The sequence below is a fragment of the Embleya sp. NBC_00888 genome, from assembly GCF_045207655.1.
Classification (GTDB): domain Bacteria; phylum Actinomycetota; class Actinomycetes; order Streptomycetales; family Streptomycetaceae; genus Embleya.
Window position 1 is genome coordinate 4,640,912 of the sequence record NZ_CP108785.1, and the last position, 20,883, is coordinate 4,661,794.

The window sequence follows — 20,883 nt, forward strand, 5'->3', positions numbered from 1 at the left end:
CCGGGCGCGCCCCTCCCCGAGTCCGTATCCATTCTGCCGCCGCCTCCTGGACGTCCCAGGCGCCATCCACTGTCTTGGGGACGTTTTCCGCTGCCGAGAGCCATTGTCGGCTTCGGTATCGGCGACCGGCTTCGCTCGGGCGGCTTCGGTGTTCAGAGTGGGAGTGGGAGTCGGCCGAGGACGGCCGAGGCGACTGCCGCGTCCAGTGCTCCGACGCCGGTGAGGTCGGCGACCGTGATCGCGCTGTCGGAGCGGTCGACGGGTTGCTTGAGCAACAGGCCGGCCGCGATGTCGCCGTCCCGGGCGGTGGCCCCGGCACGGACGGCGTGGCCGAAGTCGCCGTGGTCGAGACACTGGTCGTGGTCGTCGGTGGCGATGAGCCCCGCGCGGTGAAAGAGCGCGGGCGGCAGCTCGTTCTTGTGCGGCATGTCCGTGCCGATGCCGGTCACGTGCGCGCCCTCGCGCACGTGGGCGGCATCCAGGACGGGTGCGGTTGCCGGGGTCGTGGTGATGATGATGTCGGCGGCGGTCGCCTCTCGTGCCGAAGCGGGCCGGGCGGGCAGGCCGTTCGCGTTGAGCTCGTCGCACAGGGCGGTGGCCTTGCGCGGGTTGCGGCCGTGTACCAACACCAGGCCGACCGGGCGGAGTTCGGCCAGCCAGGAGGCCTGGAGGCGGGCCTGTTCCCCGGTGCCGAAGACGGCCAGTGTGACGGCGTCGGGCCGGGCCATGGCGTGGGTGATCAGCGCGCCCGCGGCGGCGGTGCGCCAGGCCGTCAGCGCACCGCCGTCGTCCAGGAGCGCGCGCGCCTGTCCGGTGCGGGCGTTGAACACGCAGACCAGACCGTGGTTCGAGGGGAGGCCGAGATCGGGGTTGCCGTAGAAGCCGGTCGCGATCTTGACGGTGAAGTCGGTGGCGCCGATGATCCGACCGGCTTTGACGTGGCAGTCCCCGTCGGCTTCCGGGAAGTCCATGTGCAGTGGCGGCGGCACGCTGGTGCGGCCCTCGGCGTGCGCGATCAGCGCGTCCCGGACGGTGTCCAGGACCAGCCGCCTGCCGGCGGCTTTCGCGATGGCGGCCCTGTCGAAGAGGGGGAGGGTCATCGGCGCGCTCGCATCCACTCGGCCAGGGCGGCCAGTCCTTCCGCCGGGTCGCGGCGGCCGATGCCGATGCGGAACCGGTCGGCGGGGGTGGCGGTGAGTTCGGAGCGGTAGATGCTCGCGGGCAGCAGCAGGACGCCGGTCTCCTCCACCAGGCGGGTGCAGAATTCCTCCACCCCGTCGGCGCCGAGGTAGCGGGGGTAGGCGACGCATCCGCCGTCCGGCGCCCGCCACTGGAAGTCGTCCGCGAACTCGGCGAAGAACGCGTCGAAAGCGGGCAGATTGGCGGTGATCAGCGCGCGATTGCGCTCCAGGATCGTCTCGCGGGCTTTCAGCGCGATGCGGGCCAGAACCTCGCCGGGCGCGGAGTTGCAGATGGTGGTGTAGTGCTTGGCGCGTTCCAGGCGTGAGCGCAGCGCGCGGTCGCGGCAGGTGATCCAGCCGATGCGCAGTCCGGGCAGCCCCAGGGCCTTCGAGGTCACGTTCAACGACAGCGCGCTTCGGGTCAGATCGGCGGCCTGCGGCAGGGTGCGGGCGGGGTCGCGTTCGAGGCCGCGGTAGACCTCGTCGCTGAACAGGTGGATGCCGCGCTCGTCGCACAGCCGGGCCAGGGCGACGAAGTCGGCGCCGTCGATCACCTTGCCGGTGGGGTTGTTGGGGAAGTTCACCGAGACGACCCGGGTGTTCGGCCGGATGGCCGCCGCAATCGCGTCGAGGTCCAGGGCCCAGTTGCGGTCCGCGTCGAGAGCCACGCCGGTGACCTCGCACAGCGCCAGCGGCACGGTCTCGGCGGCCTGGTAGTTCGGCGTCACCACGACGGCGTGGTCACCGGTGTCGAGCAGGACGTTCATCGCCAGGTAGAGGGCTTCCTCGGCGCCGGCGAAACAGATGACGTCGTCCGCGTCGGCGTGCTCGTACGTCGAGGCGATCACCGCGCGCAGGGCCGGGTCGCCGAAGGTCTCCGTGTAGCCCAGGGACAGATTGTCGAAGGCGTCGCGGTCCTTGTCGTCGGCCAGCGCGAGCAACTCGCGGAGTGTCATCGTCTGGGCATCGGAGGCGGTCAGATGGTGGCGGGCGGTGAACTCCCAGCGGGAGAAGTACGTTTCCAAGCGGAAGTCGGGCAGCCGGGTCATGTGCGTCAGTCCTTCGCGCTCTGGGCTCGGAGCTCGGCCAGCAGGCCGTAGACGGTGGAGCGGGACACCCGCAGGGCCTCGGCGACGACCGGGGCGGCGCGGCGCACCGCGAACACCCGGGCCTCGTCCAGTCGGCCGAGGACGACCAGGCGGTCCTGGCGGGTCATGCGGTCGATGGGGCGACCCGTTTCGCGGACGTGGCCGCCGACGATGTGCTGGATGCGCTCGGACCAGTCCTGCTCGAACAATGGCTCGGGGCGCCCCACAGTCGGGGCACCGAAGGCGGACAGGACCGCCGCGGCCCGTTCCAGCGGCGTGCGGTCGAGGTTTATGCACAGCACCGCCGACGGCCGGTCCCGGTCGTCCCGGAGGATCGCGCTGACCGAGGACAGACGGCGGCCGTCCGCGAGCAGTTTCTCGTATGGGCCGTACACCTCCTGCGTCGACGGGTCGAGCTCGTCCAACTCGCCGAGCAGTGAAGGATCGCCGGCGCGGCGGGAGGTCATCGGATTCCAGATCTCCAGGACCCGGTCGGTCTCCGGGTCGTGCAGGACGACCTCGGCGTACGGGCCGAGCAACAGCGCGACCGCCCGACACACCGGCGCCCATGTCCGCACACGAGGGTCCCGGCTCTCTTCCACATTCATGATGTGGACTCTACGTCCAATCTGGACAACAAGTCCAGGTCCGATGACGAGCGGCACGGCACGGAGTCGGTGCTCTCGTCCGGGCCGGGCGAGCGGGCGCGCCGAGATCTGCCGACCACACGGTGTGACCGACCTGGCCAGCAGGACGGGACGGGACGCACCACTCGACTGTCCGAATTCCGCGCCGGGGAACCACGCCCCGTACGTCCCGCGTGGATACGACCGATGAGCCGACGCCTGTTCGACTACGGAAGGCGGCGCACGTGGCGCACGTGGCCCCCAGAAGGCGTCCGAGCGTTGGACGCAGGGGCGACGGCGGCCGGACGCAGATGGGATCTCGTCGGCCGGGGTCGCGCGGTCGTGAAAGGCCTCTCGGCGCGCGTTCCCCTTGAGCCGAGGTACCGATGCAGCGGTTCGAGGGGCCGAGACCTCGGCGGGCCGTATCGATGACTACCACAGCGCACACCCAGTGAAGGGGAATACACCGTGAACAAGCCTTTGCGGCGGGTCTCCGTCTTCTGCCTGATCCTGGTCGCGGCGCTGATGCTTCGGGCCAACTGGGTCCAGGTCGTCAAGGCCGACGACTACGCGACCGACAGCCACAACAAACGGGCGATCTACGAGAAGTACTCGCACCCGCGCGGGGACTTCCTGGTCGAGGGCAAGCCGATCACCAGCTCGGTCAAGACCGACGACAAGCAGTACGAGTTCCTGCGCAAGTACGAGTTCGGCCCGATGTACGCGCCGGTCACCGGCTACATCTCGCCGTTCGTCGACAAGAACTTCCTGGAGAGCATCGACGACGACATCCTCAGCGGCAAGGACAGCAGGCTGTTCGTCCGCAAGGTGCTGGACACGGTGACGAACAAGGGCACCCGGGGCGGCAACGTCGCGCTGACGATCAACGCCAAGGCGCAGGAGGCCGCGTACAACGGCCTCAAGGACAAGACCGGCGCCGCGGTCGCGATCGACCCGGAAACCGGCAAGGTGCTCGCGATGGTCAGCACCCCGTCCTACGACCCGAACGTCCTGGCCCAGAACGACCGCAATGCGGTGGCCAAGGCGTACGACCAGCTCACCTTGGACACGGACAAGAACCGCAAGAAGCCGGACACCAACTTCGACCCCAGGATGCCGATGGAGAATCGGCCCATTCGAAAAACCTATCCGCCCGGTTCGACCTTCAAGCTCATCACCGCCGCCGCCGCGCTGTCCGAGAACAGGGCCAAGCCGGGCGATGCGCCCAGGGTCGACCTCAAGGGTGCCGACCACACTCTGTTCTACCCGTCCTCGAACGAGGGCCTGAGCGAGAAGACCCACCCGGGGTGTGTCGGCGCGACCCTGCAACGAGCGCTCGAATTGTCGTGCAACACGGTCTTCGCCCAACTCGGCACCGACGTCGGCCCGGCCAAGCTCAGGGAGCAGGCGGAGAGGTTCGGCTTCAACAACTTCGGCAAGGGCGAGGCCCAGAAGAACGCGCTGTACATCCCCTCCCGCGTGGTGGACAGCAAGTTCCCGGCCGGGCTCGACGCCGGCGGTCAGACGATGCGCTCGGCCATCGGTCAGGACAGTGTCACCGCGACACCGATGGAGATGGCCATGGTCGTCGCGGGCATCGTCAACCAGGGCAGGATCATGAAGCCCTACGTGGTGGACGAGTTGCGGGCGCAGAACCTCTCGGTGATCGAGAAGACCCAGCCCGAAGTGGCCGGCACGGCCGTCTCGCCCGAGGTCGCGCAGCAGCTCAAGGACATGATGGTGGGCGTCGTCGCCAACCCCGGCGCCACCGGCGCGCCCGGCGCGATCCAGGGCGTCACCGTGGGCGCCAAGACCGGGACGGCGCAGCAGGGCGTCGCCAACAGCAAGCCCCCCTACGCGTGGTTCGTCTCCTTCGCCGAGGCCGACGGCAAGAAGGTCGCCGTCGCCGTCGTCATCGAGCCCGACAGCACCGGCGACATCGAACGCGACGACATCGGCGGCGGCAAACTCGCCGGTCCCATCGCCAAAGCGATCATGGAGGCCGTCGTACAGAAGTGACCATCGCCCCGGCTCGACCTCCTGGTCCCGTGGCTGTCGGCCGGGCCGGCGCCGCATGGCCACGTGGAGGCCGCGGAGAACCCGTGGGCGCGAAATGACGCTGCGCACAACGGATTTGCCCCGGGCGGGACGGTGTGCCGGCGGCGGGTCTGTGCCTGATTCCGTCGTTGTGCGGGCGGGTGGTGCGGGGGATACTGTTGCGATGCGTGTTGCTCTCATGACATCGGGTTCTCAGGGTGACGTTGCTCCGTTTACCGGATTGGGTGCCGGCCTCGTCGGCGCCGGGCACAAGGTGACCCTCGTGACCCATGAGCGGTTCGAGTCGCTGGTGGCCGATACGGGGATGCGATTCCACGCGTTACCGATCGATCCGCATGAGCAAATGCATACGGAGCAGGGCCGGGCGCTGCATCGCAGCGCCACCGGTGCGGGGAAGTTGGTCCGTGTGCTGGCGCTGGCCCGCTCGCTCGCGTGCGAGATGGCCGACGGCCTGGTCGAGGCCGCGCCGGGCCACGACGTGATCGTGGCGTCGGCGTCGCTGGCGCCGGCGGCCTGCACGATCGCCGTGGGGCTGGGCGTGCCGTGTGTCGGTGCCTACCTGCAACCGCTGCACCCCACACGGGAGTTCGCGCCGTCGATGGTGTCGGAGCGTTCTCTGGGAAGCGTGGGAAACCGACTGGCCGCGCACGCCGTCGACTTCGCCGTCGACCGGGTCTACACCGACGTGTCCCGCGACCTGCGCAAGCGCCTGGGCCTGCCGGCGGCCGGTCCCACCACGGCTCGCAGGGCGCGGGAGCGCCGCGGCTGGCCGGTGTTGTACGGGTTCAGTCCCACGGTCGTGCCACGCCCCGAGGACTGGCGTGCGGGCCTGGACCCGGTCGGCTACTGGTGGCCGCACGACCCACGCGAACTCCCCTCAACCGTAGAGGAGTTCATCCAGTCCGGCCCGCCGCCGGTATTCGTCGGCCTGGGCAGCGCCACCGTCCCCGACCCCGGGCGCGTCAGCGACCAGGTGGTACGGGCACTGCGCGCGGCGGGCCTACGCGGGATCATCCAACGGGGGTGGGCCGACCTCTCCGCCACGGGCGACGACATGCTCACCGTCGACGACGTCCCGCACCACCTGCTGTTCCCCCGCATGGCCGCGGTCGTGCACCACGCCGGGGCCGGCACCGCCGCCGCCGGGCTGCGCGCGGGCGTGCCGAGCGTACCCGTCCCGATCCAACTCGACGGCGCCTTCTGGAGCGATCGCCTCGTTCGACTCGGCGTCGCGCCGCGCGCGGTGCCGCTGCGTCGGCTCACCGCGGACACTCTGCACGCCGCGCTCGTCGAAGCCACCGGCCGGCCGCGATATCGCGACCGAGCCGGCGCGATCGCGGCGCGCCTTGCCGCGGAGGACGCCATCGGACCCGTCGACGCCCTGGTGAGCCGGCTCGGCGACACCGCCCCGGGGAAGCGCCGCGATTGACGGCGATCCCGCGCGTGTTCGGCTCGGTGCGCGTCGGCCGACAAGCCGTTCCCGTGCGGCGGTCTCGGCGTCTCCACCGACACATCCACCCGGACCCGCATACCGCGTCTCCCCGCCGTCGCCGCGGTCCACGCTCGGGTCGCCGGGGTTCACCATCGATCCGGTACGACTGTCCGCGATCGACGAACACCCGCCGACCGCTCGGCCGGTAGTCCGGGCCGGACGCAACGGTCGTCAACACCCGACGCCTCGCCGGGTTTTCCCCTGCGGGCCGATCGAACCCACGATCCGACACCGCGAATCGCCATGGCCGCCCTCCGACGTATCTCGGTCGTCCACCTCGTATGTGCATCGCGGACGTCTGCGCCGATCCACCCCGTGGTGCTCCTCCGGCGTCCTCCGGTCGTCGCCAGGAGGCCAATCCTCCTCGCGGCCGGCCCTGGCGTCGGAGCACCACGGCTGATGCCGGCTCCTGTCTTGCGATGGTCAGTCGTTACCGGCCGTTGCGGCCGTTCCGGTCGTTCTCGCGGGCCCTGTCGGTTGCTCGGGCGAAATCAGTGGGTGGGCTTGCCGAACCAGCGGGAGAGGTGCTTGTCCAGGTCTTGTTGATCGTCGCCGATCCACGCGATATGGCCGTCGGGGCGGAGCAGGACGCACGGGACATCGACTGCCGCGGTGGGATCCGCGAGGTGGTCGACCCGGTCCGACCAGCCGCCGACGGACAGGCGTTCGGTGCGGTCCAGCAGCAGGCCGCGGCCGCGATGCAGCAGGTCGTAGAGGCGGCCGTGTTTCGTGTCGACGTCGCGCAGGCGGCGGCCGAGCAGGTCGGGGCCTTCGCCGCAGTCGTAGCGGATGTCGATCGCGGTGATCTTCTCGATGAGATGGCGGTTCACCTCGTCGAAGTCCATCAGTTCGGTGAGCAACCTGCGCAGGGCTTGCGGGCCCGGCTCGGTGGAGTGCAGTTCCGTCTGGGCGCGGGTGTTGTCCAACACGTCCTCGGCGACCGGGTGGCGTTCGGTCTGGTAGGTGTCCAGGAGGGTTTCCGGCGCCCAGCCGCGGATCTGTGCGGCCAGTTTCCAGCCGAGGTTGAATGCGTCCTGAACGCCCAGGTTGAGGCCCTGTCCGCCGGTGGGCGGGTGGATGTGTGCCGCATCGCCGGCCAGCAGGACCCGCCCGACCCGATAGCGTTCGGCTAGCCGGGTGGCATCCCCGAAGCGGGACAACCAGCGCGGGGAGTGCACGCCGAAATCGGTTCCGGCGACGGCGCGCAGCCGGTGTTTGAAATCCTCGAGGGTGGGCGGTTCCGCGCGATCGGCGACTCCCGCGGCGGGAACCACGACGCGATACACCCCTTGGCCGAAGGGTCCGATGCTGAATCGCTTGTCGGTTGCGTGGATTCCGCTCACCTTGGCGGCGATCTCCTCCTGCGGGACGCCCACTTCCATCTCGCCCATCAGCGTCTCGGTCCGCGAGGGCTCGCCGGGGAAGCCGACGCCGAGGAGTTTGCGCACCGTGCTGCGCGCGCCGTCACAACCGACGAGATAGCGCGAACGCAGCTGTTGGCCGTCGGCCGGCTCGACGGTCACACCCTCGTCGTCCTGCTCGAAGTCGGCGACCGCGCAACCGCGGCGGACCTGCGCACCCAGTTGGATCGCGTGTTCCTCGAGCAGGTGGACGACGACCGGTTGCGGGATGCCCAGCAGATACGCGTGCGCGGAATCCAGGCCCTGGGGTGCGGGTTTGGCGATGGCGGCGAAGAATCCGGCGGCCGGACGCCGTCTTCCGTGTTCGAGGATGCGCTCCAGGAGTCCGCGCATTGCCATCAGTTCGATACTGCGAATGTGCAGACCGACGATGCGGACGAACGACACGGGCTCGGTTTCCTTCTCCAGGACGAGTACCCGCACGTCGTGCAGCCGCAGTTCGGCGGCCAGCATCGCGCCGGTCGGCCCGCACCCGGCAATGATCACATCGAACACGAGGGGCGCGCGATCGGCGTCGGAGGTCTGCGACCGGAGCCCGGGGGCTTTGCCCGCGGTGAACTCGCGCTCGCCCGTATCGTTCGACGACGGCTCGACGCTGAAATGCGGAGAATGCACGGGTATTGCCTTTCGGGAGTGCCTTGTTGGCGAGGCGCTCCCGGCGATACCTACATCAATCGCCCGACCGTGACGGCAGGAGGGAGCACCCACATCGATACAGCGTTCATGGGTCTCACCTCCTCGGGCGGTGTCACGGGCAACCGCAAGCTACAAGCCCGAACATCACCCCGTCCAATCATTTTCCAACCACGTGCGCACGACTCCGAACGGCTCCGTGCGGTGGTGGTTGCGGGGGCGAATCCGGCGTGGCGGCCCGGTCGGTCCGCCTTCTCCACGAACAGGCAACAACACGCGCACCGCCCGGGGCATACGAAGGAAAACCCCTGTCGAGCGCGCGGTTTGCCGCCACGATGCCACGTCACCCCGACACGACACGGTCCATGGCCCAGGGCTTTACCGACTCGACCTGTCATTCGGCGTCGGGCACCACACGGGGCGGTCCGGGGGCGGGCGCTACGGCGACGGAATCGGTTGCAGCCGCGCTTCGATACGGTCGGCTATCCACGAGACCGTGGGGTGCGCATAGCCCACGGCCCGGATGAAGGCATCAGCTTCCTTCGGGTCCGCCCACACAATGCGGTGGCCGTTGACCACACACAGGACGGTCCCGGCCGTCAGCGCGGTGCGTTCGTTGGCGTTCTCGAAGACCGCGACCTGCGTGATGTAGCTCATCAACGCGGCGGCCTTCTGCGGCAGTGTCGGGTTGAGCGCCCTTTTGAACCCGCGGCCGTAGACGGCTGCTTGGAGGGAACCCAAGAGACGAGGGTCTCTTTCCCGGCCGGTACCCCCGACGCGAGCGTTGATCCGGCGCAGATCGTCATCCGAAAGTGCGTACACGGGTTACAGGCCCGCATCCTCGAACAGGGGAAGGAGTTCGTCCAGGGCCCTGTGGAGAGCCTGCTCGAACTCGTCCGCGGGCACGTAGTCGAGAGGCGGAACGGGAATGCCGTCCGTCCAGTCGACTTCGGCAGCCGGGCCGGATTCGGGATGCGCACTACTCATGGCCTCATATTTGCACGCCTACGGTGGATGTGTGGAGAGGCCCCGGAGAAATATGCGACCGGAGACACGACCGATGGCGTTGCTGCGGCGGTCTCCACAGCCCGAAGTTCGGCACCGAGAGCCCCCACAAACACGATTCCTCGTCCCGGGATCCGGTGCGGAGGACGTTCCCCGCGAGTGTGTGGGTCCGGTGAGACCCAGGCGGCATGCAGCGCCGTGTCGTCAGGGCAAAGTGCCGGTTCCGGAACGGACGAGCCTGGTAGGAAGGCCCCGACAAGGTGAAGCGGTCGACGCTGGGGGTGCACGATGGGCCTGCACAACGAGATTCCGATTCGGATCCACCACGCGGGGCACACTGTCGGCCGTGAGCTGACCGAGGAACAGATAGCCGACTTACGGGCCTTGGGCCCGGTCGTCGAGGTCGGCCCGACGTGGTTCTTCGCCGACTACGTCTTCGATGCCGAATCGAACCCCCATATCGAGTTCGACGAACTGTCGCCCATGTTCGATCGTATGTTCTATTTTCGCGGCGACGGGCAGATGTCCGTGTCGTTTCGACTCCCCGCCAGTCTCGCCGAGCGGGTGAAGCCGTACGTCACCGAGGGCAAGGACGAAAAGCGGTACGGGAGCGCGGTCGCGTCGCGTGTCGAGGGCGAAACCGTGGTGGTCACCATCCGCCGCTTCGGCGAGGACAGCGAAATGACGTACTGGCTGGAGCGGCCGGAGAAGTGGCCGGCCATGCTCGAGCCCCTGCACGCCGATCTGATCGGCGGCGACATGAGCGCGCTCTACGTGGCCTGGCGCATGGTCCACGAGGAGAAGTGGAAGTGGTCGCGTGGTCCGAAACCGGCGCCGCCCCCTGTTCCCGCCCGGCTGGAAGGCTACGATCCGGACGTGCCGCGGACGTGGCCCCGCCCGCTTTCCGACCTGGACAAGATGCTCCGCCTCTGGGACTGGACCACCGAAGACCTCGGCGCCGACTGGCCCCGCAAGTCCGAGCCCGAAACCACGACACGCAGGCGGCGGCCGAAGCGGTGACCGGGCGCCCGGCACCCGGGTCACACATCCGGCGACCCACGGAACCGGCGCGGAGAACGCGAAGGCGACCGCACCCCCGGCGACTGCCGAGGACGATGGCGCCACGACATCTGCGGGCGGCCCCTACCGATGCCCGCTCTGCCGCCCCTCGATCGCCACCGCGAGGCCCAGCGATCCGCCGGACCACGCCGTGGCACCGGCAGTGGTCCTCGGCCCGATCGCCGCCGCGGTGCCGGTGTTGCGCCTGGCCTCGGCGTGAATGCCGGCGGATGGGTGAGGGGTTCACTCGTCCGGGTCGGCCCGGATGCCGCCCCGACCACCCGCTGTCAGCGTGGGGACGGTGACCGTCGGCCGAGTCTGGAGCACACCATGACGACCGGGACCTGGGGCAGCACATCGGTGGCCGAGCGGGGGGAGTGGTTGCCCGTTCTCGACATGCCCGCTCCCGGGCGGCAGCGGCGGCTCACCGTGCTGTTCCGCTACCTCCTGCTGATCCCGCAGTTCATCGCCGTGTGGGTGTTGGGCCTGGTGGCGACCGTCCTGGTGTTCGTGGGCTGGTTCGCCGCGCTCGTCATGGGTCGGCTGCCCGGGCCGATCGCGTCGTTCCTGTGCGGGTTCATCGGCTACGAAACGCGCGTGACGGCGAGTCAGATGCTGCTGGTCGACCGGTATCCGCCCTTCGCCCTGAAGACCCCGACCGACTATCCGGTTCGGGTGGGGCTGCGGCCGGGGCGGCTGAATCGGCTCGCCGTGCTGTTTCGCATCATCCTGATCATCCCCGCCCTCGTCGTCCAAGCCCTGGCGTGGGCGGGGTGGTTCGCGGTGTCCTTCGTGCTGTGGTTGATCGTGTTGATCGCCGGCCGGATGCCGGATCCGCTGTTCGAGGCCACTGCGGCGATCGTGCGCTATCGGATGCGCTTCATGGCGTACGGCCTGCTCGTGACGTCGGCCTACCCGAAGGGTCTGTTCGGCGACGCCGACACGTGGGAGGCGGGCACGGATCGCTCCGCGACGCGCCCGCTGCTGACCAGCGGGCTCGGGCGGGGCCTGATCGCCCTGTTCCTGGTGATCGGACTGGCGAGCGCCTCGACCGCGTCGATCATCCCCGCCATCGGGAATCAGTAGGCGGCCGCGTGCCCTCGCAGCTGGGAACGGGGCTTCGGTGACGTGGCCCCGGCGCGCCCCAACACAGCGCGAGCGGTGAGGAACTGCGCGACGCCATCGCACTCGTGCGGCAGCGGAGACGAGGGCCTTGTGTTCGCCTCGTGGATCATCCGGATTCCGCAGCACGGGTCTTGACCGGATCCCCGATCGAGGCAAAGTGCTTAAATGATCAGGTCCGCGTCGCGCCAGGGTGTTGATCGAGCGCCTGTGGGTCGCGTCCTTCGACCGACGATCCCCTTGGAGGTCCGACATGTCCCAGCCCCTCGAACCGCCTGCGCGACCGTCCGGATCGACGAGGGAGAGCGCGAAGGAGTTGCCGCCGAAACCGACACACGCGCCCATGGTCATACCTCCGGTGCCCACGGTCGCGCCGAGCGTCGGGCCGCGCGCTCCCGGGGTGCGGGCCGCGGTCAGGCGGGGAGTCGAGGCGATTCGCAACGCCCCGGAACGCGCCGCGCAACGCTGGGGTGCCCGATCCGTGGAGGCCGAGCGAGAGCAGGCCCGGGAGCGGGAACATGACCAGGCTTCGCGGTTGGCGCGCAAATTGGACGACATGAGAGATGTCCCTTCGCGCGACGAGCTGATGGCAAGGAGAGAGCGACTGGAGCAAGCGGAAAGCAAGGGTAATTTTCTTCAATCGCTCGCCGAGGACATGAGGCCCGTCCCGCACAATGAAGCGGACACCTGGGCGGCCTTCGACAAGGCGAAGCAAGAGGCGGCAGCCAAGATCATCCGCGCGGCTCCCGCCCCCCAGAGGTCCCGTACCGCCAAGGCCGCCCCCACCCGCCACCCCGGGATCATCGGGGGGAAGATGACCGTGGCAAAGTCGCCGGCGAGCCTTTCGTTCACCGCGTTCGGGCCCGCGGCCGGCGCCGACTACATGGTGCCGACAGCCGGGACTCCGGTGCACAACCTCGGAACACAAAACGCGAGGCGATCCGCCGCCTCCCGCGACCAGGGGATGTAGCGCCGAGGCGGCCGGCCACCGCGTGCGCGGGTCGTCGGCTTCGACGTCCGTCGGGTCGCGGGGATTTCGCGCATCGGCGAGTGCCGGGTCCACTTCGTTCAGCGCGTCGCGCAAGTCATGGGCGCAACGGCACGTCGATACCGAGGCCGCCGTCCCGGGAAGGCCGGCCGGCGATCCGACGCGGCGGGAGGACGAACGGCAACGCCGCGCCGGTCGAGAACGCGTCGTCCACGTCGTGTTCGGCCGAGCCCTGGACGCGCAACCAGGTCGCGGAGGCACCGGGTTCGAATCCACGTCGGCACGCCGACTACCGGATGTACCACTGCTGGGCCTTGTTTCCCGGAACGCAGTAGGCGAAGGTCAGTTGGCGGCCCGGGCCGTTGTCGGTCAGGCACTGCGTGCCCGTGAAACCGGTGATCAGGGAAGCGCCCGACGTGGGCGCAGCGCTGATGTTCAGCAGTCCGTCGGTGAAGACGGCGGTGCCGAGTGACGGGGACCCGCCGCCGCCGGACGTCGGGACGATCGTCAGGCCGCTCGTGTTGCAGGCCCGGATGTTCTTCCAGGGGCCGACCTGCGCGGTGACCCAGCCGTATTCGGTGTGTCCCCCCATGACCAGCCTGCTGCCGACGCCGGGGCTCGCGGTGTCGATGCCGATTCTCGTGCCGTCGCCGACATTGGTGATGGCTGCCCAACCCGAGCCGCCGCATCCGGCGGGCACCGCGGGCGCGGCTGCCGGAGCCGCGGCGGCGGGCTTGGCGACAGGGCGGTTCGGCTGCCGCGCGCCGCTGTTCGCGGATGTGCCGCCGGCCTGCGTGGAGCCGGTACTCCCGGCCGCGGTGCGCTTCGTCGCTCCGGTCGGCGTCGGCCTGACGGGATCCGCCGCGGGCGGCGGGACCGGGGCCGAACTCCCGGTCACAGCAGGCCCGTCCGGGGCGGAGAGCGGGCCCGTCGCCGGCGCGGTCGTCGGATCCTCGGACGCGCCGGCCGGTGCAGTGCCGGGTGCCGTCGGTGCTCCGGTGTCGGCCTGTGGTGTCGCCTCCGGTGATGCGGTGCCCGGGGCAACCGGCGTCTGCGTGTTCGTCGGCCCGCCGTTTCGTGCCTCGGGGGTGGTGTCCGCGGGCGAGTGCAGCACGAACAGAGCGGTGGCGACCGCGGCAATGACGGCGGCGGCCGGCAGCGCGGCGACTGCCGTGCGGTGTTTTCGGCTACGCCTGCGGGCGGGTCGGCGGGTGGCCGGGTCGAGCGTTCGGGGCGTGGGAGCGGGTTGCTCGACGTCGCGGCGCACGATCGCGTGGCGGTGCCGCGCGTGCAACGCCTCCAGCGTCTGCGCCACGACGTCGGGGATTTGGTCGTACGCAATCGAGCCGTTCGCGGCGGCTCTCCCGCTCAGCGCACTGCGGTCCACGAACTGCACTACGACGTAAGGGATTTCCGGGATGCCTTCGGTCCCGTCCCTGCGGTGGACGCCGACGATCCCGGGAGGACTCAGCGTTGCCGCGAGTCGTGCCTCGCCGCGGAACCGTTCCACGGCCACGGCGTGCGCGCCGAGTTCCGGATGCAGGATCTTCATCACGACTCGCTGCCCGAGCACGGCGTCGTCCGCCGACCACACCTCCGCAGCGCTGCCGTCGATCAATTGTTCGGCCAAGGTGTATCGGTCGCCGAAGACCGTCCCTGGTGCCCACATACCGCGCTCCCCGTAAAGCCTCGAAGGTCGGACGAACCGGAAGGTCGCCGGAAGACCACCGGAGGACCGCGGCATCCGGTCCGCGCCTGCCGATGGCGGAAACGCCCGACCCCGGCTCCCCAAGGTTTGGAGAGGCAGCCGGGTCCGGGTCTCCACGTCCGCGAACGCACCGCAGGCAGGGGGTGGTTCGCCCGGGCGGCCGGTCGGTGGCGGTGGGGCGTCGCCGGCCGTCGCAGGTGCCGGTGAGGCGCCCGTTCTCGTACGTTCGGCGGTCACGGTCCGCCGTCCGGTCCGGCCTGCCGGAGCCGGACGGCGGACCGCCGGTCACGCGCGCTTGGACGCGTCCGCGCCGCCGCCTCCCGAGGAATTGCCGCCGAAGCCGGGGCCCTTGTTCCCGGAGTCGGGGCCGGGGTCGCTGGACTGTCCGCCACCGCCGCCGTTACCGCTGCCGGCACCGCCGGTGTCGCCGTAGCCACCGCTGCCGCCGCTGCTGCCACCGGTTCCGGGACTCGTGCCCGACCCGCCGTTGGAGGGCCCGGAGGAGCCGCCGCCGGACGGTCCGGGCGCGCCGCCGCCGGAGGGCTTGTGGCCACCGCCCTCGCCGAGCCGGTTGTTGTGGGAGTCGGACGAACTGCCGTTGGAGTGGTCGGGGTTGACGCTGTTGCTACTGGAGCCCGACTTGCTCGGTGCGCCGTTGCTCTTCTCGCGCATCTTCGCGTCGACGCTCTGCTGGGCGCCCGACTTGGGGGCTTGCGAACCCGACTTGGGGGCTTGCGAACCCGACTTGGCAGGCGCCTTGGCCGGAGGCCGGCTCTGCGTCTGCGGTGGGGCCTGCTTTTCGGCGGGTGTCCGGGCCGGCGGCGGCGCGGCCTTGTCGCGGTCGGTGAGCATGTAGATGCGCGACCGGTCGTGCCATTGGCCGTCCGGGCCCAGGGTTATGCGGTTGGCCGCGTCCGTGGTCTGCCTGCCGCCGGTGTACGGCTCGACGGTCACCTCGGTCGAGGTCATGCCCGGGTCACCCGGCGAAGCCGGTCGGTAGAAGTTCTGCATCGCCTGCATGTACTTCGCCATCTCCGGAAAGAAGGCCACCGAGTTGACGAAGTCGAGGCCGTCGCCGAAGAAGTGGTCGACCTCGTACCGGCGCCGTTCGGTCCAGCTCATGCTTTGCCAGTTCCCGTATTGGGTCAGGTACCGGTCCACGAACTGCGGGTCCTGCTGTGCCCGGCGCACCATCCAGTTGAGGTAGTCCGACGTCAGCCGGCTCTGAACCTGCTCGAGCGCGAACGCCGCCACCTCGAACGCGGCGTTCTGCTTCACGGCGATGTTGACGTTGCGGGTGAAGGCGTCCTCGGTGGCCGATCTGGCGGTCTTCGGCGTGTACTCCGGTGCCGTCGGCTTCTCGGCCGTGGCAGTGCGGGGCTTCGCCGCGGGTTCGACGGGGGCCTCCCGCGGCACGGTCGGCTTCGTCTCGTCCCAGGTCCCGGGCTTGGCCTCGGGCTCCGCCGCGGGTGCGGGTTTGGCCTCGGGCTCGTTCGCGGGTGCGGGCCTGCCCTCGGGCTCGCCGGCGGTGGTTCCTCCGGGGGCGCGGAGGGGTTCGGTCTGCCTGCCGCCCGGCCCGCGCGCCGGCTCGCCCGCGGCCGACTTGCCTTCGCCTGCCGCCGGCTTCCCCGCCCCGGGGCGGGTCGTCGTACCCTCCGTGGTGCCGCCGCGCCCGGATGATTCGGTCGCGCCTCCACGACCCGTTTCAGGTGTGCCATTGCCATGGCCGGTCGAGGGCTTGCCCGTTTCCGGCGCCTCCCCGCGCGGCAGTTCGGCCGCTCCGCCCGAGGGCCCGTTCGTCACCGGTTTGGGGTTGTTCGTTCCCTTGCCCGCCGGGTCGCCGCCGGGCTTCTCGGGTCCGTCCGGGTAGCCGGAGGTGGTGCCGGGCTTGGGAAGCTGCTCGCTGTACTTCGAGAGCTGGTAGTCCAGGAAGCTCCGGCCCCGCAACTCCTTCACCGACTTGTTCGGGTCCGTGGCTTCGACGGCCTTGATGGCTTCGTACTCCAACGCGTCGGTCAACGCAGGGGCCACCCTGGACCTCGCGAAAGTCTCCTCGGCGAGGCTGCGGAGCACCGGGTCGCTTCGTACGTCGCGGATCGGGCTGAGTTTCACCCGCTCCCGCTCGTCGACGATGTTTTTGGCGAATTCGTTGATCTCCACATGCTTGTACTTGTCGTCGAGCCCCTGGTAGGCGGCCTCCGTCAGGGCGAGATTCCGCAGAACATCGGGGTTCTTGACCGGTCCGTTTCGCAGCTCGGTGACGTAGTCCGCTACCGCCGCGCTCCGCTCCTGGAGAATCGTTCGGGCCTCATTCTCGGCCCCCTGAATCGTCTTTGCGCGCTCTGCCATGAACAAGTTGACGCCGGCGGCGATGTCCTTGGCCGTAACAAGCCAACTGTGCAGATGCGGGTTGACGAAGGGACCGCCGAGCCGGGCTTCGGTGATGGTCGTCTGGATGATCGAAGCCACAAAGAGCTTCGACATGAAGAACTTGGTGTCGCGTGGCACCATGTCCGGCGTAATGGGAACATTTCGCTGAAGCGCGTCCATGACACGCCAGGACAAACTGGGCCCTCGGTTGTTACCGGGTTCCGGCAGGTTCGGTTCGTCGGCGTGGGCCCGCACTGCGGTGGCCGCCTCCAACACCTGGACCCCGGCCACGGCCAGGACGAGGCCGGCTGCGATCCGGGTCCCTTTGACGGATCGGCGCTTCGGATTTTTGCCAGATATGCCGGCTGCCATAATTGGTGTCCTTTCGACAACGAGGTCGGGACCACCCGGTCGTTTGCCCATGGACTCGGCTGCTGTCGGAATTCCTGTACTTCGACCGCCGGTGCGCCATTTGTGCAGGGAAACGATCAGTGGGGATCGCGGGTAGACACCCACAGGACATCCCGATGATCAGCCCTGCGGCTCAGCAGCGAAGCTACCGGCGACGAATGCGGCCTGTGAATCGCACTTGAGCAACATCTGAGGTTCGAGTCAACCGGAATCTCGAATTCCGAATCCCGAATTCGGAGGAAATGGCACAGGTAGGCATGTCCGCCTCCACGCGGCGCATCTCCGCTCGGATCGGGAAATGGAATACGCCGCAATCCGGTCCGGAGTCGGCGGCGGTGGCGGAAGTACCAGTACCGGAGGACACCCGCGGTTAAACGACGTCGCCCGCCCGGGGCGTGCGCCGGGCCGGCCGACGCGATGCCGGCGGCGACGAAACCGGCGCCCTCGCAAGTCGCCTCCCCCCGGCCCTGCCGCGGGCGGCGCCCATCCGCCCCGAGGGCAGGGCAGGCCGCGACACGACCGGGTGAACTCGCGTCGGAAGCCGAACACGTGCCATCGGGCGAGGACCATCATGGGCGCCATGGCTGCGAGGCATTGCGACAGATGCGAACCGATCGTCGTACAAGGGTGTGACTGCCCTCCAGGAGGAGGCGACGCACCAAGGGCCGAGGAGACGCTTCCCGTTCCACGCGCGTCGGGGAACTCCACCCCGGAAAGGATCCTGATCTCGCCCCGGGGGTACGCCCATGTTCCCGGTGCCTGCGTGCACTACGTGGCATCCCCCGAGGACGCGGGGTGGGGATGGATCCCCGACCCGGCCCCGGGGCAGTGGGACCGTCTGGGCGAACAGCAGTCGGCGCAAGCCACGGCGGGCAACACCGCGCTGAGCGCGAAGAGACGCTGTCCGGATTGCGCGCGCCGCCTGGGGCTGCCCCGGTGAGTGGCGGCCCACTCGATGTTCGACGGCACGCTCGGGCCGGGCGTACTCGTTGAAGTGGCCTTGTCGCGACGTCGGGGCGGTCGGGTTGTGGGAAGGTCCGGTGCAGTAGAGGGCAGTCTCGAAGCCTCTTCACATCCGGGTAGTCGTCGACGGCTGAGCGGTGTCGATGGGTCGGTGCCGTGGTGCCGCGCCGGTCTCGCGGCTGTGCTCCGCGCGTCGGCCGAGAGCTCTACCGTTGCTCTCGGCCCGTGCACGATGGCGGTGCCCGTGGTGGAGCGGGGCGGGCGGACTGTTGTCGGGGGTGAAGCGGCCGAGGTTCTCGTCGGCGAACGAACCGGTCCGGCGGGAAGGTCCGGGCCTGTTCACGGGATCCGTCGGTGCGTCGGTGGGTGGGATCAGACGCGTGCGCCGTTGTCGCGGGGCGCGCGGCCGGGACGGCGGGCGCCGTGGCCGTGGTGGTCGGGCGTGATTCGGGATCGGGCCGCGCGTGGCGGCGAAGGGGTCGCGCGCGACTCCAACACGACGGCCAGAGGCGCGGCGACGCTCACCGTGGAGCCGGTGCCGGCCAATACGCCGATCAGCAACGCCAGCGCGAAGTCGGCCAGTGCGTCGCCGCCCAACACCGCCAGCGCGACCAGGACGAACAACGCGCCGGAACCGGTGTTGACGGTGCGTGGCAGGGTCTGGAACACCGCCGTGTCGGTGATCCGGGCGAGCGAGTGCTTGCCGTGCGCGGGGGTGCGGCGCAGTTCGCGGATTCGGTCGAAGACGACGACGGAGTCGTTGACCGAGTAGCCGATCACGGTGAGCAGCGCGGCCAGGAACACCGCGTCGACGGTGCGCCCCAGCCACGCGAAGGCGCCCACCAGGATCAGCACGTCGTGCGCCATGGAGACGACCGCGGCCACCCCGAAGGTCCAGCGGAACCGCACCGCGAGGTATGCCAGTTGGGCGGCGAGCGCGACTCCGAGGGCGATCACGGCCTTGAGCCGCAATTCCTTGCCCAGGCTCGGACCGATGAACTCGTCGCGCACCTTCTCCGCTCCGCGGCCGAGTTCGCCGACCGTCGCGGTGATCCGCGCCTCCTCGGCATCGGTCGGCTTTCCCGTGCGTACGGTGAGTTCGCGATCGCCCGAGGCCTGCACGACGGCCTTGGGGAACCCGGCGTCGGCGAGTGCGGACCGGGCCCGGTCCGGATCGACCGACTCGGTGGTCGAGTACTCCACGAGCCGGCCGCCGGTGAACTCCACGCCGAAGTCGACGCCGCGTACCGCCACGCCGGACACCGCCAGGCCCAGCGCCAGCACGCCGGAGACGGCGAGCATGCGCCGGCGGTGCCGCATGAGGTGCGGATCGCGTCGGGCCGGCCACGCGCGCACCGGGCCCGCGTGCGCGATGCCGCTGATCCGCGGCCGGCGTCGTACCGCCGCCCGGCTCACGGCGAACTCGGCCAGGACCCGGGTGACCACCAGCGCGCTGACCATCGACGCGAGCACGCCGATGCCCAGCGTCACCCCGAATCCGCGCACCGGCCCGGTGGCCAGGAAGAACAGCAGACCGGCCGCGATCAGGGTGGTGACGTTCGAGTCGGCGACGGCACCGAACGCGTTGCGAAAGCCTCGGGTGAGTGATGGACGCAGGGCCGGTGCGGTTCGCGCGAGGTACTCCTCGCGGGCCCGTTCGAACACCAGCACGTTGGCGTCGACCGCCATGCCGACGGCCAGGACGAATCCGGCGAGTCCGGGCAATGTGAGGGTGGCGCCCAGGCCGACCAGGGCGGCGTACGCGATCAGCCCGTAGCCGGCCAGGGCCACTGCGGCGAGTATGCCCAGCAGGCGGTACACGCACGCGATGAACAGCGCGGTCAGCGCGGCGCCGATGATCGCGGCCCACATGCCGGCCTCGATGGCCTGTTCGCCCAGCGTGGGTCCCACGGTGCGGTGTTCGACCGTCTCGACCGGCACCGGCAGCGCGCCGCCGTTGATCAGCAGCGCCAACTCGCGGGCCTCGCGTTTGTCGAAGTCGCCGGTGATGCGGGTGGATCCGCCGAGGATTCCGGTGTCGCAGTCCACCGACGGGTCGACCTGGGGCGACGAGACGACCTTGCCGTCCAGGGCGATCGCCACGCGCCGCGCGGGTGTGCCCGCAGGCGCGCACGCGGCGTCCCCGGTCAGCTCGGCCCAGGCCCGTTCGCCCCGGCCGCGCAGGTCGAGCGTGACGTGCCAGCCGCCGCCGGCCGGCTCCAGGACGGCCTCGGCCCTGTCGACGTCGGCTCCGGTCATCCGTGCGGCGTCCAGCCTCAGCATCCGGCCGGACTCGTCCGGCAGTATCCGTCGCCCGCCGGCGTCGGGTGAGGTCGTGGCTTCCGTCGCGTCGGCGACCTCGAGAACGGGATGAAAGGTGAGTTGCGCGGTTCGGCCGAGCACCTCGGCGGCCCGGCGCGGCTCCTGCACACCGGGTAGTTCGACGATGATCCGTCGGTCGCCCGAGCGGACCAGGTTTGGTTCGGAGACGCCGAGCGCGTCGACTCGACGACGCAGCACCTCCAGGGCTCGATCGGTGGCGTCGCGGTCGGCCTTCGCGGTGGGCGAGTCCCGGGTCTCCAGGACGATCTGGGTGCCGCCGCGCAGGTCGAGGCCGAGGCGCGGCGGCACGGTCGCGGCGATGTAGGTGGACACGACGAGGATGGCGAGGGCGAAGAACGCCCGCACCTTGGTGGCACGTGACAAGGATGGTCTCCACGGACACACCGCGGCCGGTGGTCGGCGCGCGGCGATCGGA

At 70.0% G+C, this 20,883-nt stretch carries 15 protein-coding genes; 6 read left to right on the forward strand and 9 right to left on the reverse strand.

Annotation, left to right across the window (positions count from 1 at the left end; all coding sequences use genetic code 11):
* Positions 1-152: 152 nt before the first annotated feature.
* Genes OG948_RS54600 through OG948_RS54610 form a run of 3 tightly spaced genes read right to left on the reverse strand, consistent with a single transcriptional unit; the run spans position 153 to position 2,877 of the window.
* A complete protein-coding gene (locus OG948_RS54600; protein ID WP_331772534.1) occupies positions 153-1,100 on the reverse strand; it encodes an ornithine cyclodeaminase family protein in 948 nt (315 codons plus the stop codon).
* Positions 1,097-2,230: an aminotransferase class I/II-fold pyridoxal phosphate-dependent enzyme gene (locus tag OG948_RS54605; protein WP_331772535.1), complete on the reverse strand. Its 1,134-nt coding sequence runs from the start codon at positions 2,228-2,230 to the stop codon at positions 1,097-1,099. The genes OG948_RS54600 and OG948_RS54605 overlap by 4 nt, the downstream gene beginning before the upstream one ends.
* Before the next feature lie 5 nt (positions 2,231-2,235).
* A complete protein-coding gene (locus tag OG948_RS54610; protein WP_331772536.1) occupies positions 2,236-2,877 on the reverse strand; it encodes a PAS domain-containing protein in 642 nt (213 codons plus the stop codon).
* A 486-nt stretch (positions 2,878-3,363) separates the two neighbouring features.
* On the opposite strand from OG948_RS54610, the gene OG948_RS54615 reads away from it, so the two are divergent.
* Positions 3,364-4,914: a penicillin-binding transpeptidase domain-containing protein gene (locus tag OG948_RS54615; RefSeq protein ID WP_331772537.1), complete on the forward strand. Its 1,551-nt coding sequence runs from the start codon at positions 3,364-3,366 to the stop codon at positions 4,912-4,914.
* A gap of 217 nt (positions 4,915-5,131) precedes the next feature.
* Positions 5,132-6,382 (forward strand): glycosyltransferase, encoded by a 1,251-nt coding sequence (locus OG948_RS54620; protein ID WP_331772538.1) that lies wholly within the window; start codon positions 5,132-5,134, stop codon positions 6,380-6,382.
* 554 nt (positions 6,383-6,936) lie between these two features.
* Here the strand turns inward: OG948_RS54620 and rox are convergent.
* From rox to OG948_RS54635, 3 genes are all read right to left on the reverse strand, one after another.
* Positions 6,937-8,481, reverse strand: coding sequence for a rifampin monooxygenase (gene rox / locus OG948_RS54625; RefSeq protein ID WP_331772539.1), 1,545 nt, complete (start codon positions 8,479-8,481; stop codon positions 6,937-6,939).
* Positions 8,482-8,937: 456 nt separating this feature from the next.
* Positions 8,938-9,240: a hypothetical protein gene (locus OG948_RS54630; protein WP_331772540.1), complete on the reverse strand. Its 303-nt coding sequence runs from the start codon at positions 9,238-9,240 to the stop codon at positions 8,938-8,940.
* Positions 9,241-9,324: 84 nt separating this feature from the next.
* Complete coding sequence (locus OG948_RS54635; RefSeq protein WP_331772541.1) at positions 9,325-9,486, reverse strand: hypothetical protein; 162 nt, start codon at positions 9,484-9,486, stop codon at positions 9,325-9,327.
* A gap of 306 nt (positions 9,487-9,792) precedes the next feature.
* Here OG948_RS54635 and OG948_RS54640 point away from each other — a divergent pair, with 306 nt between their 5' ends.
* From OG948_RS54640 to OG948_RS54650, 3 genes are all read left to right on the forward strand, one after another.
* Positions 9,793-10,524 (forward strand): hypothetical protein, encoded by a 732-nt coding sequence (locus OG948_RS54640; protein WP_331772542.1) that lies wholly within the window; start codon positions 9,793-9,795, stop codon positions 10,522-10,524.
* A gap of 369 nt (positions 10,525-10,893) precedes the next feature.
* On the forward strand, positions 10,894-11,649 hold the full coding sequence (locus tag OG948_RS54645) for a DUF4389 domain-containing protein (protein ID WP_331772543.1): 756 nt from the start codon (positions 10,894-10,896) through the stop codon (positions 11,647-11,649).
* 394 nt (positions 11,650-12,043) lie between these two features.
* Complete coding sequence (locus OG948_RS54650) at positions 12,044-12,655, forward strand: hypothetical protein (RefSeq protein WP_406300764.1); 612 nt, start codon at positions 12,044-12,046, stop codon at positions 12,653-12,655.
* 307 nt (positions 12,656-12,962) lie between these two features.
* Here OG948_RS54650 and OG948_RS54655 read toward each other — a convergent pair whose 3' ends face one another.
* Positions 12,963-14,342, reverse strand: coding sequence for a hypothetical protein (locus OG948_RS54655; RefSeq protein WP_331772545.1), 1,380 nt, complete (start codon positions 14,340-14,342; stop codon positions 12,963-12,965).
* A 324-nt stretch (positions 14,343-14,666) separates the two neighbouring features.
* A complete protein-coding gene (locus tag OG948_RS54660) occupies positions 14,667-16,865 on the reverse strand; it encodes a hypothetical protein (RefSeq protein ID WP_406300765.1) in 2,199 nt (732 codons plus the stop codon).
* Positions 16,866-17,925: 1,060 nt separating this feature from the next.
* Here OG948_RS54660 and OG948_RS54665 point away from each other — a divergent pair.
* Entirely contained in the window at positions 17,926-18,102 is a 177-nt protein-coding gene (locus OG948_RS54665; protein WP_331772547.1) for a hypothetical protein, read from the forward strand.
* 395 nt (positions 18,103-18,497) lie between these two features.
* Here the strand turns inward: OG948_RS54665 and secD are convergent, their stop codons facing one another.
* Positions 18,498-20,831 (reverse strand): protein translocase subunit SecD, encoded by a 2,334-nt coding sequence (gene secD / locus OG948_RS54670; protein WP_331772548.1) that lies wholly within the window; start codon positions 20,829-20,831, stop codon positions 18,498-18,500.
* Between the last annotated feature and the right edge of the window lie 52 nt (positions 20,832-20,883).